The sequence below is a fragment of the Paenibacillus xinjiangensis genome, from assembly GCF_059686975.1.
Genome location: NZ_JCAALS010000011.1, coordinates 23,722 through 41,672, shown reverse-complemented (window position 1 = coordinate 41,672; position 17,951 = coordinate 23,722). Strand labels below are relative to the sequence as shown.

Here is a 17,951-nt window from a genome sequence, read left to right as displayed (position 1 = left end):
GAAGCGAGGAGAGATAGGTTAGCCTCTCCTCAGGCAAGCCGGCGCGTTTATGCGATTCAGACAATAACAGAAGTAGCTGTTCATATACATAAATTGAGGTGAAGCATACGCTATGATAGATATATCAGTGAAACAGGAATTACGCGAAGTAGCGAAGCGGCTCCAAGAACTCAGGGGGTCTCTTTGACTTAGATCTGAAGCAGGAATTGATCTCGAACTTCGAAGAGAAAATGACTGCGCCTGATTTCTGGGATGACAATGATCGTGCGCAAGGCGTAATTGCAGAGATGAATGCGGTGAAGTCAGTCGTTGATCAATATGAGCGTCTGCAGAGTGATCAGGAAGATCTAATGATGGTGCTGGAGCTATCGGAGGAAGAGGAAGACGAGACGCTGGATGCCGAGCTTATCGAAGGCACACCGGCATTGGTCGCGCGAGTGAATGAGTTCGAGCTGCAGCTGCTTCTGAACCAGCCATACGACAAGCTGAATGCGATACTCGAGCTGCATCCGGGAGCAGGCGGCACAGAGTCCCAAGACTGGGGACAGATGCTGTACCGGATGTATACGCGTTGGGCTGAGAAGCGCGGCTTCAAGGTCGAGCTGCTTGATTATTTGCCGGGCGATGAGGCGGGTATCAAGAGTGTGACGATCCTGGTTAAAGGCTATAATGCCTATGGTTATTTGAAGGCCGAGAAGGGTGTTCACCGGCTCGTGCGGATATCACCGTTCGATGCATCGGGACGCCGGCATACGTCCTTCGCTTCTTGCGATGTGGTACCGGAGATATCGGATGACATTGAGATTGAGATCCGCAGTGAAGACTTGAAGGTCGATACGTACCGTGCGAGCGGCGCCGGCGGCCAGCATGTCAACAAGACGGAGTCTGCAATTCGGATTACGCATATCCCTTCCGGGATTGTTGTAGCCTGCCAACAGGAAAGATCGCAGATCCAGAACCGTGAGCGTGCGATGAACATGCTAAGGTCCAAGCTCTACGAGCGTAAAATCGAAGAGCAGAAAAACCATCTGGCAGAAATTCGCGGCGAGCAATCGGAGATTGCATGGGGCAGCCAGATTCGCTCCTATGTGTTCCATCCTTACAGCATGGTGAAGGATCATCGGACGCAGGTGGAGACAGGCAATGTCGGTGCCGTTATGGATGGCGATATCAATGCTTTTATCGACGGCTATTTGCGTCATCAAATCCGCCACGACTAATCGTAAGCTGCGTTTTGAATGGCTCAATCAGCGCACATGCGCATAGGTTAGGGGAAGAGTTCCAACACTGATAAGAGGTGGGACTCTTCTTTTTTTGCGAATAAAGGGATAGAGTTCTGGTTGTAATTAGCGGTTTGAAATTAGGGAGGGCAATATAGTGAGCAGTGAGGTTAGTGCTCGTTCGGCAGCAGCAAGCAAAAGAAGCAGGCAGCCTATGAGCGCTCGCGGTCAGGCGATCTGGAGCATCGTACAAGTGATTATAGGCTCTATGATCGTGGCAGTGAGCTTTAATTTATTTTTAGTGCCTAATGGCATCGCATCAGGAGGGGTATCGGGCATCTCGATTCTCGTGCAGCGGATGTTCGATATTACACCTGCGTATACACAGTGGGCGGTGAACATTCCTCTATTTGTAGCGGGAATATGGCTGCTGGGCAAAAAGTTTGCTCTGAAAACAGCGATCGGCTCCGTGCTGCTTCCATTATTCGTCCTGCTGACTGCCCATTGGGAGTCTCCGACGCATAATGCGCTGCTTGCTGCCATCTATGGGGGCATTGGCGTAGGGCTTGGTCTAGGCTTAGTGTTTCGCGGACGCGGTTCTACTGGCGGACTTGATCTGGCTGCACAAATCCTGCATCGGTATACAGGGCTGCCGCTGGGGCTCGCTGTTGTCTGCTTCGACGGCTGTGTTATCATTGCGGCGGGATTCGTCATTTCACCTGAGGTGTCCCTGTACGCTTTAATCGGGCTGTATGTGACGAGCAAGACGATTGATATTGTTCAGACGGGCCTGCCAGTGTCCAAGGTGGCATTTATTATAAGTGAGGAAGCGGAGAAGCTTGGAGATGCTATTCTGCATGATCTGGACAGAGGGCTGACGAAGCTGGATGCTCATGGCGGCTATACAGGAGATGGACGGACGGTGCTTATGGTAGTAGTCGGTCAGACGGAGGTAGCCAAGCTGAAGCAGCTAGTGCGCGCTATCGATCCGGGTGCATTTGTCATCATTAGCGATACGTCGGAGGTTGTCGGACAAGGCTTCAAGATGGAGTGAGCTGGCAGGAAATATCAGCGTATTTCTCGTTGTATTATTATAAATACAGTTGTATAATAATACGGAATAAGACGATATTTCCATGGGCTGTTGAATCATGTAAAATAGATGTTAGATGATTTCATAGGGAGAGTAGACGATATGAACGAGAAGGTAAAGGTGGCGATAATCGGTTCAACCGGCTACGGCGGCGTTGAGCTTATTCGGTTGCTTGCATCCCATCCGCTGGCAGAAGTGACATCGGTCATTTCTTCATCCAGCGCTGGAACCCCCATTGCGGAAGGCTTTCCGCATTTAACGGGCATTATGACGGAGCTGCTTGACGATGTTGATCCACAGGCCATCAAGGCCAAGGCTGATGTTGTCTTCACAGCTACGCCTGCAGGTGTTGCGTCGAAGCTCGCTCCGGCGCTTTTGGAAGCGGGTCTGAAGGTTATTGATTTGTCAGGCGATTTCAGACTACAGGATACGGCTTTATACGAAGAATGGTATAAAAAATCACCTGCTGACCCTGAGTATTTGAAGCAGGCCGTGTACGGTATGGCTGAAGTGTACGGCGACAAGGTGACTGGGGCTTCCTTTATTTCAAATCCAGGCTGTTACGTGACCGCTACGGTGCTTGGTCTTGTACCGGCTGTAGAAGCAGGCTGGATTGATCCTTCGACGATTATTATCGATGCGAAGTCAGGTGTGTCTGGTGCGGGACGCGGTGTCAGCCTTGGCCACCACTATGCCGAGATGAATGAAAATTTCAAAGCGTATAAGCTTAACAAGCACCAGCATACTCCAGAGATTGAGATGGTTCTGTCTGATGTTGCTGGACGTGAGGTTGTTACGACCTTCACGACACACCTGGTGCCGATGACACGGGGCATAATGTCGACGATGTACGCGAGTGTACAGGGCGGCCGGAGTACAGCGGAATTTATTGAGCTGTATCGCAATTATTATGAGGGTCGTAAGTTTGTGCGGATTCGTCCAGAGGGCCATTGGCCAGCGACGAAGGAAGTATGGGGCTCCAATTATTGTGACATAGGCTTTGCAGTAGACAGCAGAACGGGACGTGTCACGATCGTATCGGTTATTGACAACCTCGTTAAGGGTGCTGCGGGTCAAGCGATTCAGAATATGAATATCATGATGGGCTGGGACGAGACGTTAGGCTTGCAGTTTATTCCGGTTTATCCGTAATAATAACCGAAATTATAGCAGCATATTTATCGTATGCGAATGAGCTGAAGGAGAATCGATTGTACATGGGACTGGAGCAATCTATAGCGGCATATTCGGTCGTATCGGAAGGATCGATCACGACACCTAAAGGGTTTACAGCCGGCGGTCTGCACTGTGGCCTTAAAAAAACAGATCGCCATGATCTAGGCGCTATCGTCTGTGAAGTGCCTGCTGCGGCAGCAGGGGTCTATACATTGAATGCGTTTCAGGCGGCGCCGATTCAGGTGACTCGCGACAGTATTAACTCGGATGGGCTTTTGCGTGCTGTTCTGGTCAACAGCGGGAATGCTAATGCTTGTACGGGTACACAAGGCGAAGAGGATGCTTATGAAATGCGTTCCCGATTCGCGGATTCCATTGGCGTTGCGGCGGATCAGGTAGCAGTTGCTTCAACGGGCGTTATTGGCGAGCTGCTGAAGATGGACAAGATACGGGATGGCATCGACGCTTTGCCTGCTAAGCTTGCATCTGATCGTTCAGCGGCTGATGGCTTCTGCCAAGCGATTCTTACGACGGATTTGGTTCAAAAGATGGTCTGCGTGTCGCTGGAGATCGATGGACAGCTCGTTCATATTGCTGGTGCCTCCAAGGGCTCTGGGATGATTCACCCGAACATGGCGACGATGCTCGGCTTCGTTACGACAGATGCAGCTATCGGCAGCGAGGCGCTGCAGCAGCTGCTGCGCGAAGCGACGAACTATACGTTTAACATGATTACGGTAGATGGAGATACAAGCACGAATGATATGCTCGTTGCAATGGCAAGTGGCCTTGCAGGCAACGATGAGCTTACTCCGCAGCATGAGGGCTGGTCCGCTTTTGCAGCGGCGCTTCGTTATGTATGCGAGGTGCTCGCCAAAGCGATCGCTCGCGATGGCGAAGGCGCAACGAAGCTGGTAGAGGTGCAGGTTAAGGGTGCGGTGAGTGAGAATTCAGCACGCGCTATTGCCAAGACGATTATCGGCTCCTCACTCGTGAAATCAGCGGTATTCGGAGCAGATGCGAACTGGGGCCGGATTATTGCGGCTGTTGGCCGTGCAGGTGAGCCGGTTAACGTGAACACGGTCGATATTAGCCTTGGTTCGATCATCACACTGGAGCAGTCGAAGCCGGTAGCTTTTGATGAAGAAGCAGCACTTGAGTATTTGAAGGGCGACACCGTCGTTATTCATGTTGATCTACATATGGAGAATGGAGCGGCTACCGCATGGGGCTGTGACCTTACTTATGATTATGTCCGTATTAATGCAGCTTACCGTACGTAAGCGTCAGGAAGAGAGAGAGGAATAGAACGAGATGCCACATCGATTTGTTATGAAATGCGGCGGAAGCACACTTGCGGCTCTGCCTGATTCTTTCTTCGGAGAGCTGAGAGAGCTGCAGCAGACGGGCATTCTACCGGTTATTGTCCATGGAGGCGGTCCGGCCATATCCGATACGCTGACGAAGCTAGGTATTGAAACCGAATTCGTGAACGGTCTTCGCAAGACGAATGAGGACGTCCTTGATGTCGTCGAGATGGTGCTTGCAGGCCGTATTAATAAAGAAATTGTACGTAAGATGCAAGGGAATGGCGCCAAGGCGCTTGGCGTATCCGGCGTTGATGGCATGCTCATTCAAGCAAAGCCAGTGGCGAATGCGGATGAAATCGGCTTTGTAGGCGATGTGACGGGTGTGAATGCTGAGATTATTGCCGGTATTATGGCGATGGGCTATATTCCAGTCATCGCTCCGATCGGTATTGACGAGCAGGGTCAGCGGTACAACATTAATGCCGATACAGCAGCAGGTGCTGTTGCATCCCATCTTGGCGTACAGAAGATGATCGTTGTCACGGATGTGCCAGGCATTCTTCGCACGGTTAACGGTCAGAAGGAAGTGATGCCTTCGGCTAGCGTCGAGGAGATCGAAGCGATGATCGCCAGCGGTGAAATCTACGGAGGCATGATACCGAAGGTGCGTGCAGCAGTGCAATGCATTCAAGGTCATGTGCGTGAGGTTGTTATTGTAAGCGGCGAGGAGCCGGGTGTGCTGAGCAGAGCGGTACGAGAGGGCGGCGTAGGTACACGAATCTTGAAGAGTCATTAAGAAAGTGGGAATGATAATGAGCGAGACGAAAGTAACGGCAGCTGCTGCCGATCAGTCCTTGCTTCCTACCTATGCCAGATATCCGATTTCTCTTGTCAAAGGGGAAGGAAGCTGGCTGTGGGATGATCAGGGCAACCGTTATCTGGACTTCATGAGCGGCATTGCCGTAACAAATCTGGGCCATGCGCCTCGTCAGATCAAGGAAGCGCTGGTGAAGCAGCTTGATGAGCTGTGGCATGTGTCGAATCTGTTCCGCATACCGAACCAAGAGGAAGCTGCTCAGCTGATTACAGCCAACAGCAGCGGGGATGCGGTATTCTTCTGCAACTCCGGAGCGGAAGCGAATGAAGCAGCGATTAAGATGGCTCGTCGTTACCAACAGAAGGTACTGAACAATGGACGTTATGAGATTATTACCTTCGAGAATTCCTTCCACGGACGGACGCTGGCTACACTGACAGCAACGGGCCAAGAGAAGGTGAAGGAAGGTTTCGCTCCATTGCCAGAGGGCTTCCAATATATCCCGATTAATGATATTGCGGCGCTCGAAGCGGCTATTTCGGATAAGACGGCTGCCATTATGCTGGAGATGATTCAGGCAGAGGGCGGTATTCATCCTGCCGATCCGGCATTCGTTCATGCGCTCGTGAAGCTATGCAACAAGCATGGGATTCTGCTCATTGTCGATGAGATTCAGACCGGCATGGGACGTACAGGCAAGCTGTTCGCCTATGAGCATTACGGAATCGAACCAGATATTTTCACATTGGCAAAAGGCCTTGGCAGCGGCTTCCCGGTTGGTGCAGCGGTAGCGAAGGAGAAGCTTCGTGAAGCATTCGGCCCAGGCAGCCACGGCTCCACCTTCGGAGGTACACCAATTGCTACGGCTGTTGTAAAAGCAACCATCGAAACGATTGTCGGCGAGAAGCTGTCTAATCGTGCAGCTGAGTACGGCGATTATTTGATTGGGGAGCTTGTAAGCAAGCTTGCAGGGAATCCGTTCGTCACAGAAGTGCGCGGCAAAGGCTTGATCGTCGGCATTGAGTGTGTAGAGCCGGTAGCTGCTATCCTTAAGGCAGCGCAAGACCGTGGATTGCTAGTCATCTCAGCTGGACCGAATGTCATTCGTCTGCTGCCGAACCTGCTCGTTACGAAAGAAGAGATTGATATGGCTGTAACGATATTGACAGAGCTTTTGTCCGAGGCTAAGGGTTAACATACATCGAAATGAACGAAAGTGAAGGAGGAATACCGATTATGACACAGTCCGTGCAGGAAGAATTGGCGCTTAGCTTGAAGGGGCGCGATTTCCTTATGCTGGTGGATTATACGCCAGAAGAAATTCGGTACTTGATCGATCTAGCGATTGATTTGAAAAGAAAGCAAAAGGCAGGCGAGACGCATCATCTGCTGAATGGCAAAACGCTCGGGATGATTTTTGAGAAATCATCAACCCGTACGCGTGTATCCTTTGAAGTGGGGATCTATCAGCTCGGCGGCCAAGGCTTGTTCCTTAGCGGCAATGATCTGCAGCTCGGACGCGGCGAGACGATTCTAGATACCGCACAAGTGCTGTCCCGTTATTTGGACGGGATCATGATCCGTACGTTCGCTCACCGCAAAGTGGTGGAGCTTGCACGTGGAGCTACGATTCCGGTTATTAACGGCTTGACGGATCTGTCGCATCCTTGCCAAGCGCTTGCGGATTACCAGACAATTCTGGAGCATAAAGGCACTCTTGAAGGGCTGAAGGTCGCTTATATCGGTGATGGCAACAATGTGGTTCACTCTCTGATGATGGGTGCAGCCAAGCTGGGCGTGAATATGTCCGTGGCGACTCCGGAAGGCTATGAGCCGGATGCCGATATGATTCAGCAATCGAAGGACAATGCTGCTGAGACGGGCGCACACATTCATGTATGCCATGATCCGAAGGAAGCTATTGCTGATGCGGATATCATCTACTCCGACGTATGGGCGAGCATGGGTCAAGAGGCTGAGCAAAAAGAACGTGAGCTCGCTTTTGCCGGCTACCAGATCAACGAAGAGCTGGTGAAATACGCGAAGAAGGATTACCAGTTCATGCACTGCCTGCCTGCGCATCGCGGTGAAGAAGTGACTGAAGGCATTATCGATGGCAAGCACTCGATTATTTTCGATCAGGCTGAGAACCGTCTGCACGCACAGAAAGCGATAATGGCAGCTATTATGTAGCTTTCATTTCAATTATTAATAGACATCATACTTAAAGGGGTGCAGGAAATGGCGAAGGAAAAAATCGTACTCGCATATTCCGGCGGATTGGATACATCCGTCATTTTGAAATGGTTGAAAGAAACATATGATGCAGAAATCATTGCATTCACAGCTGACATTGGCCAGAAGGATGAGCTCGATGGCCTAGAGGCTAAAGCGCTGGCAACTGGCGCATCCAAAGTCTATATTGATGATCTCCGTGATGAATTCGCGGCTGACTTCATCTACCCGATGTTCCAAGCAGGCTCCCTTTATGAAGGACAGTACCTGCTGGGTACATCCATTGCTCGTCCGCTTATCGCTAAGCGTATGGTTGACATCGCTCGTGCAGAAGGCGCTACAGCCATTGCACATGGTGCAACTGGCAAAGGCAACGACCAAGTTCGCTTCGAGCTTGCTGTAGCAGCACTTGCTCCAGACATCTCGGTTATCGCGCCATGGCGTGAAGAGAAGTTCCGTGAGGAGTTCCCAGGCCGTGCTGAGATGATCGCCTATGCGGAGAAGCATGAAATTCCAGTACAAGCATCGGCAGCTAAGCCGTATTCGACAGACCGCAACCTGCTGCACATCAGCTTCGAGAGCGGCATGCTTGAGGATCCTTGGTTCGATCCAAGCTCCGAAGAGAATGAAGAAATGTACGTGCTGAGCGTATCTCCAGAGCGCGCACCTGATCAATCGGAGTACGTGGAGCTGACATTCGAAGCAGGCAACTGTACAGCTATTAACGGCGAACAGCTTAGCCCGCTTGGCGTTATGGATAAGCTGAATGAACTCGGGGGCAAGCACGGTATTGGCCGTGTGGACATGGTTGAGAATCGCTTCGTTGGCATGAAGAGCCGCGGCGTATACGAGACTCCAGGCGGTACAATCCTATTCACAGCTCACCGCAAGATGGAATCACTTACGATGGACCGCGAAGTTATGAATCTTCGTGATTCTCTTATCGCGAAGTACAGCCAGCTTGTATACAACGGCTTCTGGTTTGCTCCAGAGCGTCTTGCTCTTCAAGCCCTCGTGCTGGAATCGCAAAAGAATGTAACAGGCGTCGTTCGCCTGAAGCTATATAAAGGCAATGTCATCGGCGCAGGCGTGAAAAGCCCTGTCAGCCTATACAACCCAGATATCGCGACAATGGAAGCAGATCCTTCCCAAGCTTATGATCAAGGCGATGCAACAGGCTTTATCCGCTTGAACGCACTTCGCTTGAAAGTGTCATCCGGCGTAGAACAAAGCAAAAAATAATAATCCGAACCAGCTGGTGGGCCGTCGTACGTATGCTTGAAGCACACATGCGGCGGTCTGCGCAGCATTCGGAAGGGAGTGCAGCGAACAAGTGAGCAAATTATGGGGCGGCCGGTTCACGAAGAAGACCGACCAATTAGTAGAGGAATATACGGCATCTATTTTATTCGATAAAGAGCTGGCGGAAGAGGATATTCAAGGCAGTCTGGCGCATGTCACGATGCTGGGCAAGCAAGGAATCCTTCCAGCAGATGATGTAGAAGCGATTAAGGATGGCCTTCACCGTGTTCTGCAGCGTATCAAGCGGAATGATCTGGAATTCTCGATAGCTGATGAAGACATTCACATGAATATCGAAAAAACGCTCATTGATGATGTTGGACCGGTCGGCGGCAAGCTTCATACAGGACGCAGTCGTAATGACCAAGTCGCAACAGATATGCATCTGTACCTGCGGAAGCGTGTTGTTGAGTTCGTTGACCTGCTGCAAAAGCTCCAATCGGCGCTTATTGAGCAAGCTAAGGCGAACATTGACACAATCGTACCAGGCTACACGCATTTGCAGCGAGCACAGCCGATTCTTTTTGCCCATCATCTGATGGCTTATGTCTCAATGTTCGGACGTGATCTTGAGCGTCTGCAAGACAGCTACAAACGGATCAACATGCTGCCCCTCGGTGCAGGTGCGCTTGCGGGAACGACGTTCCCGATCGACCGTCATTTTGTAGCTAAACAGCTCAAGTTCGACCGCGTCTATGAGAACAGCCTCGATGCTGTCAGCGACCGCGACTTTATCTTGGAGTTTCTAGCGGATGCTTCGATCATTATGATGCACCTGTCGCGTCTTAGCGAAGAGCTTATCCTATGGTCCAGCACGGAGTTCCATTTCGTTGAGCTTGACGATGCCTTCTGCACAGGCTCCAGCATTATGCCGCAGAAGAAGAATCCCGATGTGCCGGAGCTTGTCCGTGGTAAAACAGGACGTGTATACGGTAATCTCGTGGGCTTGCTGACGGTACTGAAGTCGCTGCCGCTTGCTTACAACAAAGACATGCAGGAAGACAAAGAGGGCATGTTCGATACGGTTAAAACGCTGCAAGGAGCGCTCCAGCTATTCGCTCCAATGATCGCAACGATGAAGGTCAACAAGGATCGTATGCGTCAAGCGGTTAACCAAGACTTCTCCAATGCGACGGACATCGCTGACTTCCTCGTTGGCAAAGGCTTGCCGTTCCGCCAAGCGCACGAGGTTATTGGCAAAACAGTGCTCTATTGCATCGAGCAGAACAAATACCTGCTTGATCTTACAATCGAAGAGTTCAAGCAGTTCTCGCCACTATTCGATGACCGTATTTACAATGTGCTCCAGCCGGAGCAGGTCGTTAATGCGCGTAACGTATACGGTGGCACAGCGAAGACGCAAGTACAAGATGCGATTGGCCGTGCCGAGCTTGAGCTCGTCGCCTCAGCCGCTTGGGTTGCCGAATACGCTGAGCGCAGCCGCTAAGCGTACTAACATTGCCGAGGGACAGGATGATCGAATCGATCTTCCTGTCCCTCGGTTTTTTTGTACAAACAAGCTGTTTCCTTGGTCACAAATAGACGACCAGGCTTAGCAACCCAACCCAACCCAGAGCATCTAACAAACTAAATTTCATTCTTGTTAAGTGATGTTTGCACCAATAGGAGCTACATTGTATTTAGTGCAATCAAATCAGAAGGAACGGCACTAGAAATCCGCATAGGTTGTATTACATACAATCAAATCCGTTGTTTTGGCTTATAAAAGTAAATTTCAGGAAATCGGATTGTAGTGAGTGCAGTATTTAGAAAGCTAATGTCGATATACCGCAATAAGGTTGTATCAAATGCAGTCTGAACCACTCACAGGCCAAGGGAAGGCTGGACGGTGCGCTTTATGCGCTGTCTTCACAAGGGGAAGCTATACTTTAGAGCCTGGCCCACCAGTACCAGCCCAGCTATAAGAGTTGCTCGAGAGCGTCCTCTGTCAGCTCGTAGTATCGGATATGAGCTCCCCGTTGAATCGGTTTAAGTAGTCCTTTCTCTGAGAGTGACACGAGCTTATTGCGTGCGGTTCGAAAGTTGAGGTTCAGGTGTTCGCATACATCCTTAGGACGAATCCACCGGCCCAATGACCATGCCAGACGAAGTACTTCTTTCTCCATTAGCACAACTGGATTAGCAGCAGGTTTTCGGAGCATATGAGGGCTTATAACGATCTGGAGCAGTGTTCGGCAAACCTCAGGGCGATGCTGGACATCATCAAAAGAAAAATGAACCATTTTCCAACCTGTGCCTGTAAGGAAAGTATCCCGATTCAACGAGTAGCTGAATTTCTCGCGATCCATATCCTTTACATGACTCTGGAATCCATCACATTCTAGTCCGAAGCGTCCGAAGTCTGGAAGGAAGGCGAAGTCAATAAACTGCGATTTACAGTTCCAATCATAAACTTCATACTCGGGATGAAGATCATCGAAATGGCCAAATAACGGCCACCACACATTTTTCAGCAGCAGCTTCTCTGCGAAGCTATGTCCCCTCACCAACCGGCCTTTGCGCTCGCCAGCTCGAAGAGCAGTATGATGCTCGACAAATCGCTTATGCGCCTGTTCAAAATCAGTCATAACAGCAACCCTCCCAATATCATAGGTACTTAAACAAAAAAAGAACGCCCTCAAGCCGTAATGGCTAAGGACGTTCTTCGTCTGGTTAAATAATAACATATTCGCGCTTGTCACAAAACATAATGCTTCAACCCGTAACCCCATCCTCAAGAAGCTCGCTAGTAGGGGAAGGCGTTGCGGCTGGGGCATCGCTGCCTGGGCCGACATGGATGACTGTTGCTTGCGCTTTGTACGTGTCACGGGATACGCGTTCGCGGCTGACAACCTCGCCATCACGCAGCAGCGTGCGGTAAGTCTCCACGACGTAGCCATTTTTTCCTTGTTGTACAGTTGATTTCTTCCCTGGAGCGAGTGATTTGTCCGTAACTTCCTGCACAGAAGGGGATAGTGTCTGAACGGTAGTCGAATCAATATCATAGCGAATGCTCTCATCCATCGTGCCGAACAGCTTAACGGTCAGCTTGCGATCCTCCACAACGGTCCGAATAATGAGATGCTTGCCTGTCGTATTGCGGAACCGGAAGTTGATGCCGCCATCCGCATAAGTAGCGTCTTGACCTAATGGCAAATAAGAGACGGGAATAGAGTGGTTGCGACGTTCTACAATCTCAAGCCCCGTGCGGAGAATCGCGTTATAGAGCGTGCTAGATACTTGACAAATACCGCCGCCGATACCGGGAACGAGCTTGCCATTCAGAATTACTGGGGCTTCCTTGAACCCGTATTCTTCCTCTGTTAACGCAATGACCTTGCTGTATTCGAACACCTCATCCGGTGCCAGATGCCATTCATTGAGCGCCTTAGCTGTCGAAGTGACGTTATAGGCTCTGCCTTCCGCACTAGATTTGAAATCGGTCGAGAACTCGATGATTTTGCGATCAATGCCCTCTGCCTGGAGCTGCTCCAGCGTCACCTTGGGATGTACGGTTTGGATGGGCAGCTGGGCCGTGTGAGCTTGCTCCGACTCCGACTTGATTCCTGGCTCCTTCACAATCACCCAAGGCTGCACCTGCTCCGTAAGCTTCTCCACTTCAATCCGGTAAGCATCCACATGCGTTTCATAGATGACCTCATCCTGCTCGGTAATGGTCCGCACCGCGTCCTTGGGCTCATTCAGATCAATCCAGCCCCACTGCTTGCGAATTAACGTCTCGAACACCGATTTGTCGAAGCTCTGTGTCAGTTCATAGGTTTTGGGAAAATGATACCGGTACTTCGAGCGCTCCCAGACGTTGCCGCTCCTCAGCTTGAGCAGAGCCTCTCGCACATCCGTGAACTCCGCTGTATATCCGATCTCCGCAGCTGTCCATTGCTGGCTGTCCTCGGCAGCCGTATTTGCTTCCACCTTGAGCTGACGGTTCTCCAGCGACTTCTCATATTCATCCAGAAGCTGTATCGCTTCATCAATGCTCATGCCCCCAATAGCGACGCCACCGGCTGTTACCTCATCCGGTACGGTTTCTTGCCCGGAATAATACCACAGAATGCCCCAGCCGATGGAAGCAACGAGTAGTAAAGAAGTTACAATGATAACTCCAATATGCAGCTTTTTCATAATAGATACCCACCCTTCCTTCCTCCAAATAGACAATGTTTCATATATATGCAGCAGTTTGAACATTTTTTCCAGATACTTGGAATTGAATGATTCACCATTTTTTGCGGCTTGACTTTGTCGAATAACAGACAATTACTTCTTGAAATAATTTGTAAATTTTTTATGAGAATTGTGAAAAATGCGGAAATAAACCCCATTGTGGAGGATTTCAACCAACCCTGTCGAATTAGTAAGACTGACTACAAACAGGATGTGATAATGTGATAGAAATGCATGACATATGGAAAACGTACTCCGACGGAACGAATGCACTTAATGGCGTTTCCGTTCGCATAGATCGCAATGAATTCGTATATTTGGTCGGACCATCGGGCGCAGGCAAATCAACCTTCATGAAATTGATATATCGGGAAGAGGTTCCAACGAAAGGGCAGCTATCGGTTAACGGGTTCAATATCGGCAAGCTGAAGCCCCGCAAGATCCCGTTTGTAAGACGCAATATCGGCGTTATTTTCCAAGATTTCAGATTGCTGCCTAAGCTTACTGCCTATGAGAATGTGGCGTTTGCGATGGAAGTGATTGAGGCACCTAGACGCATTATTAAGAAACGGACGATGGAGGTTCTGGATCTCGTCGGCCTGAAGCATAAACACGCCAGCCTACCCGCTCAGTTATCTGGGGGAGAGCAGCAGAGGATCGCGATCGCTCGTGCTATTGTGAACAATCCCTCGGTTATCGTAGCGGATGAGCCTACCGGCAATCTCGATCCTGAGACGTCCTGGGGCATTATGAATCTGCTCGAAGAGATCAACTTCCGTGGCTCGACCATCGTGATGGCGACGCACAATAGGGATATCGTTAACTCTATGCGCAAGCGGGTTATTGCAATAGAGAACGGCAACATTGTCCGTGATGAGGCAAGAGGGGAGTACGGTTATGAAGCTTAGAACCATCCTCCGCCACCTAAGAGAAGGTTTATTGAGCATTATTCGCAACGGCTGGATGTCGTTCGCTTCAATGAGCTCCATTTTCATTTCGTTATTCTTGCTGGGCGTGTTCCTCCTATTGGCACTGAATGTGAACAGCTTTGCTTCTACCATAGAGAATCAAGTGCAGATCCGAGTGTACCTGCAGACAACCGTTGAACAAGCCAAAGTGGACGAGCTGAGCAATAAAATTAAGAACATTGCAGAAGTGAGCAAAGTGACCTTTGTCTCCAAAGAGGAAGGGCTGGAGCTGCTGCGCACAAATCTAGGCGAGGACGGAGACGTTCTGCTTGATGGATATGACAAGGAAAGCAATCCGCTTCCGGATTCGTTCACAGTAGAGGTGTTCGATCCGCAGACGATTAAAGAAGCTGCTGATCGCATTACAGCGATTAATAAGGCAGACGATATGGCTCCTATTACAAGTGTGAAGTACGGACAGGGAACGGTAGAGACCTTGTTCAAAATCACGAATGCAGTCCGCAACATCGGTCTTGTCATCGTTATTGGTCTAGGTGTGACAGCCATGTTCCTAATCTCCAACATGATCAAGATGACGATTATAGCGAGAAGACGTGAGATTGGCATTATGAAGCTGGTAGGTGCGACGAATTCCTTTATCCGCTGGCCCTTTTTTATTGAAGGCGCATTGATCGGAATTGTAGCTTCCGCAATAACCACAGCGGTGGTGCTGGTGTCTTACTCGGAGCTCGTTCGTCTCACGCAGGTGGAGCTCGGCCTCATGATGATGAAGCTGGTAACGGTGCAGGAATGCGGAGTAATGGTAGCTGGGCTGCTGATTGGTCTTGGTACGTTGATTGGCGTATGGGGAAGTACCATTTCCGTTAGAAAATATTTGAAAGTGTAGGTGACAGCTCGGGTGAGAGGGAAGAAACTTGTTATTGTCTTAACGATGTTAACTGTATTTTTGTTGCAGCCTGTTGGCGGGAATGCGGCTTCACTCGATAAAATAAACAAAGATCTCGCAAGTGCGAAGCAGCAGATTGAACAGGCGGAGAAGGATGCTGCCGATGCGGAGAAGAAGAAGGATGCTATCTCTGGTCTGAAGGCGGAAGCCCAAAAGTCACTGGAGACGCTTATGGCGGAGCTGGATGATGTCGTTATTAATCTAACGCGAGTGCAGACTCAAGTGGAGACGAAGGAAGAAGAGCTGCAGCAGGCCGGCAAAGACCTGGAGGAAGCTGAGGAGCGTGTCGAATCACGTGACCAGCTGCTCCAGCAGCGACTGCGTCTTATGTATGAGAACGGGTTTGTGTCTTATTTGGATGTATTGCTTAGCTCGACTAGCTTCACCGACTTCATAGATCGGTTCGATGCGCTTCAGTCGATTCTAAGTCAAGACCGCAGCATCCTTGAACAGCACAAGAAGGACAAAGAGTTAGTCATTGAGAAGAAGCTTCAGGTTGAAGATGCTCTTGAAGAAGTCAAGACTAGCTATGCGAAGCTGCAGAAATATAAGACACAGCTGAACAATAAGGAAAAAGAGAAGGAAGTTATGATTGCCAGCTACAACCAAGAGATCGCAGAGCTTGAGGATATCAGTGAAGAGCAAGAGGCTCTGCTGCTGGATCTGGCGAAGAAAGTATCTGACCTTCAAAAAGAAAAAAATAAAATAAAAAATCCATATAGCGGCGGTAAGCTTGGCATGCCGATTCGTGATAATTATCGGGTCAGCTCGAGCTTCGGCTATCGGATTCATCCTATATCAGGGGTTAAGAAGCTTCATGCAGGTATGGACTTTGCAGCGCCGCAGGGTACGGATTTATTCGCAGCTGAAGCCGGGGTTGTCATTGTAGCTCAAGTATGGAGCGGTTATGGCAATACCGTGATTATTGATCATGGCAACGGATTGTGGACGCTGTACGGACATATTAGAAATGGCGGCATTAAGGTTGAAAAAGGCGAGTCAGTCAAAAAAGGACAGAAAATTGCCGAGGTCGGAAGTACAGGCAATTCCACTGGACCACATCTTCACTTCGAAGTACGTAAGGACCAAGTTGCGGTTAACCCAAGCGGTTATTTGAAGTAATCCATAGCTAACCAAGAGGCAGCCATTTGGCTGCCTTATTTGTAGACTAATAAATAGGAACAGCTTGTCATATACTAGTGTGGTGCACGGAACTGGTCAAATGAGAGGGTGGTGTCGAGCGTGCATTTCAGAGGTCGTACGGTTATGGCTTTTGTTCTGATGACGATGATTGCATCGGTGTTAGTCACGTTGACTGTGGCCGACCTATTCATTGTTAATGACGGCGGATCGCAGCAGGCTGCTGTGTCGGTATCCGCAGATGAACATTCAAGCTTAAGCAAGAGTGAGCTCACCAAGATTAATGCTGTACTGGATTTAATTGAAACCAAATATTTTCAAGAGATAGACCGGGATGAGCTGGTAGATGGTGCTGTTAGAGGCATGATGACTTCGCTAGAGGATCCGTATTCGGTCTATATGGAGAAAGATACGGCTCAGCAATTCTCAGAGTCCATTGAAGGCTCCTTTACAGGCATTGGTGCTGAAGTGACGCTTGAGCAAGGGAAGGTCGTCATCGTCTCCCCTATTAAAGGCTCACCTGCAGAGCGCGCAGGGCTTCTTGCCAAGGATGTTGTTATATCCGTTAATGGAGATAAGCTGGATGGCCTGAAGCTCAACGATGCTGTATCCAAAATTCGTGGACCACGAGGAACGAAGGCGAAGCTTCATATTCAACGGGTTGGCTTCTCTGAGCCGATTGAGCTTATTCTTGTTCGTGACGATATTGATGTGGAGACTGTCTATGCGTCTCTTAGAGACGACGGCGTGGGCATCATTGAGATACGTCAATTCTCTCTGAATACGGGAGAACGATTCAAGGAAGAGCTGAAGCTTCTGGAGGAAAAGGGGATGAAGGGGCTGGTTATTGACGTCCGTAATAATCCAGGTGGCGTGCTGCCGGTCGTCGTTGAAATCGCCCAAGCCTTCATACCAAGCGGCAAAGCCATCGTTCAGGTTGAGGACCGTGAAGGAGACCGGGAGAAAACCGTGTCGAAGGGCGAGGGCAAAGCCTATCCCATCGCAGTCTTAATGAACAAAGGCAGCGCAAGCGCCTCGGAAATACTTGCAGGTGCCTTGAAGGATAGCGCCGGTGCCACACTGGTCGGGGAGACGACTTTTGGCAAAGGCACGGTACAGGTAAGCTATAACAAAACGTTAGGTGACGGCAGCCTGGTGAAGATGACTATTGCCAAATGGCTGACACCTAATGGTGAGTGGATTCATCAAGTGGGGATTAAGCCGGATAAGGAAGTGCCTGCACCTGTATTGTATAGAGCAGCTCGATTGACGATCGCGGAGACGCTCAAAAAGGATACCCTAGGTGACCAGGTTCGGAGCTTGCAGTCGATATTGACCGGACTTGGCTATGACCCGAAGCGACAGGATGGTTATTATAGCGAGGATACAGAGCTTGCGGTCAAGCAGTTCCAGACGGATGCTTCTATTCCGGTAACTGGGATGGTGGATACGAAGACGGCTGCAGCACTCGAACAAGCAGTTATCAAGTGGCTGCAGGATGACAATAACGACAAGCAGCTGCATGAAGCAATCAACATTGTTGGCAGGAAATAGGCAGCTGATGTCGAATAATAATAAGGTTGACTCTGTCTTCGGAG

Annotated in this window: 15 protein-coding genes; 13 read left to right on the top strand and 2 right to left on the bottom strand. The window is 49.9% G+C overall.

What is annotated here, in order from left to right; all coding sequences use genetic code 11:
- Positions 1-112: 112 nt before the first annotated feature.
- The 9 genes from prfB to argH all read left to right on the top strand — a co-directional run bounded on the left by prfB (position 113) and on the right by argH (position 10,600).
- A protein-coding gene (gene prfB / locus AC6ESP_RS12735) for a peptide chain release factor 2 (RefSeq protein WP_497097107.1) occupies positions 113-1,220 on the top strand; the annotation gives its coding sequence in 2 pieces (ribosomal slippage) (positions 113-184 and positions 186-1,220; 1,107 coding nt in all).
- 214 nt (positions 1,221-1,434) lie between these two features.
- Positions 1,435-2,274, top strand: coding sequence for a YitT family protein (locus AC6ESP_RS12730; RefSeq protein ID WP_497097250.1), 840 nt, complete (start codon positions 1,435-1,437; stop codon positions 2,272-2,274).
- A gap of 141 nt (positions 2,275-2,415) precedes the next feature.
- On the top strand, positions 2,416-3,465 hold the full coding sequence (argC, locus tag AC6ESP_RS12725; RefSeq protein ID WP_497097106.1) for an N-acetyl-gamma-glutamyl-phosphate reductase: 1,050 nt from the start codon (positions 2,416-2,418) through the stop codon (positions 3,463-3,465).
- Between the two features lie 65 nt (positions 3,466-3,530).
- Positions 3,531-4,772: a bifunctional glutamate N-acetyltransferase/amino-acid acetyltransferase ArgJ gene (gene argJ / locus AC6ESP_RS12720; RefSeq protein WP_497097105.1), complete on the top strand. Its 1,242-nt coding sequence runs from the start codon at positions 3,531-3,533 to the stop codon at positions 4,770-4,772.
- Between the two features lie 31 nt (positions 4,773-4,803).
- Entirely contained in the window at positions 4,804-5,595 is a 792-nt protein-coding gene (gene argB, locus AC6ESP_RS12715) for an acetylglutamate kinase (protein WP_497097104.1), read from the top strand.
- Between the two features lie 16 nt (positions 5,596-5,611).
- Entirely contained in the window at positions 5,612-6,811 is a 1,200-nt protein-coding gene (gene argD / locus AC6ESP_RS12710; protein ID WP_497097103.1) for an acetylornithine transaminase, read from the top strand.
- Between the two features lie 41 nt (positions 6,812-6,852).
- Complete coding sequence (gene argF / locus AC6ESP_RS12705; protein ID WP_497097102.1) at positions 6,853-7,809, top strand: ornithine carbamoyltransferase; 957 nt, start codon at positions 6,853-6,855, stop codon at positions 7,807-7,809.
- Positions 7,810-7,857: 48 nt separating this feature from the next.
- Positions 7,858-9,093 (top strand): argininosuccinate synthase, encoded by a 1,236-nt coding sequence (locus tag AC6ESP_RS12700; protein ID WP_497097101.1) that lies wholly within the window; start codon positions 7,858-7,860, stop codon positions 9,091-9,093.
- A 91-nt stretch (positions 9,094-9,184) separates the two neighbouring features.
- Positions 9,185-10,600 (top strand): argininosuccinate lyase, encoded by a 1,416-nt coding sequence (gene argH / locus AC6ESP_RS12695; protein WP_497097100.1) that lies wholly within the window; start codon positions 9,185-9,187, stop codon positions 10,598-10,600.
- Between the two features lie 472 nt (positions 10,601-11,072).
- Here the strand turns inward: argH and AC6ESP_RS12690 are convergent, their stop codons facing one another.
- Positions 11,073-11,741, bottom strand: a complete 669-nt coding sequence (locus tag AC6ESP_RS12690) for a hypothetical protein (RefSeq protein ID WP_497097099.1) — start codon at positions 11,739-11,741, stop codon at positions 11,073-11,075.
- 127 nt (positions 11,742-11,868) lie between these two features.
- Positions 11,869-13,296, bottom strand: coding sequence for a VanW family protein (locus AC6ESP_RS12685; RefSeq protein WP_497097098.1), 1,428 nt, complete (start codon positions 13,294-13,296; stop codon positions 11,869-11,871).
- 263 nt (positions 13,297-13,559) lie between these two features.
- Here AC6ESP_RS12685 and ftsE point away from each other — a divergent pair, with 263 nt between their 5' ends.
- From ftsE to AC6ESP_RS12665, 4 genes are all read left to right on the top strand, one after another.
- Entirely contained in the window at positions 13,560-14,246 is a 687-nt protein-coding gene (gene ftsE, locus AC6ESP_RS12680) for a cell division ATP-binding protein FtsE (RefSeq protein WP_497097097.1), read from the top strand.
- A complete protein-coding gene (gene ftsX / locus AC6ESP_RS12675) occupies positions 14,236-15,153 on the top strand; it encodes a permease-like cell division protein FtsX (protein WP_497097096.1) in 918 nt (305 codons plus the stop codon). The genes ftsE and ftsX overlap by 11 nt, the downstream gene beginning before the upstream one ends.
- 45 nt (positions 15,154-15,198) lie before the next feature.
- On the top strand, positions 15,199-16,335 hold the full coding sequence (locus tag AC6ESP_RS12670) for a murein hydrolase activator EnvC family protein (RefSeq protein ID WP_497097095.1): 1,137 nt from the start codon (positions 15,199-15,201) through the stop codon (positions 16,333-16,335).
- Positions 16,336-16,455: 120 nt separating this feature from the next.
- Entirely contained in the window at positions 16,456-17,907 is a 1,452-nt protein-coding gene (locus AC6ESP_RS12665) for a S41 family peptidase (protein WP_497097094.1), read from the top strand.
- Positions 17,908-17,951 lie beyond the last annotated feature (44 nt).

Bases quoted from the DNA above. Each gene is read 5' to 3' on its own strand.
- AC6ESP_RS12730 (WP_497097250.1), top strand. From the start codon at position 1,435: ATGAGCGCTCGCGGTCAGGCGATCTGGAGCATCGTACAAGTGATTATA.
- argC (WP_497097106.1), top strand. From the start codon at position 2,416: ATGAACGAGAAGGTAAAGGTGGCGATAATCGGTTCAACCGGCTACGGC.
- argJ (WP_497097105.1), top strand. From the start codon at position 3,531: ATGGGACTGGAGCAATCTATAGCGGCATATTCGGTCGTATCGGAAGGA.
- argB (WP_497097104.1), top strand. From the start codon at position 4,804: ATGCCACATCGATTTGTTATGAAATGCGGCGGAAGCACACTTGCGGCT.
- argD (WP_497097103.1), top strand. From the start codon at position 5,612: ATGAGCGAGACGAAAGTAACGGCAGCTGCTGCCGATCAGTCCTTGCTT.
- argF (WP_497097102.1), top strand. From the start codon at position 6,853: ATGACACAGTCCGTGCAGGAAGAATTGGCGCTTAGCTTGAAGGGGCGC.
- AC6ESP_RS12700 (WP_497097101.1), top strand. From the start codon at position 7,858: ATGGCGAAGGAAAAAATCGTACTCGCATATTCCGGCGGATTGGATACA.
- AC6ESP_RS12690 (WP_497097099.1), bottom strand. From the start codon at position 11,741: ATGACTGATTTTGAACAGGCGCATAAGCGATTTGTCGAGCATCATACT.
- AC6ESP_RS12685 (WP_497097098.1), bottom strand. From the start codon at position 13,296: ATGAAAAAGCTGCATATTGGAGTTATCATTGTAACTTCTTTACTACTC.
- ftsX (WP_497097096.1), top strand. From the start codon at position 14,236: ATGAAGCTTAGAACCATCCTCCGCCACCTAAGAGAAGGTTTATTGAGC.
- AC6ESP_RS12670 (WP_497097095.1), top strand. From the start codon at position 15,199: ATGTTAACTGTATTTTTGTTGCAGCCTGTTGGCGGGAATGCGGCTTCA.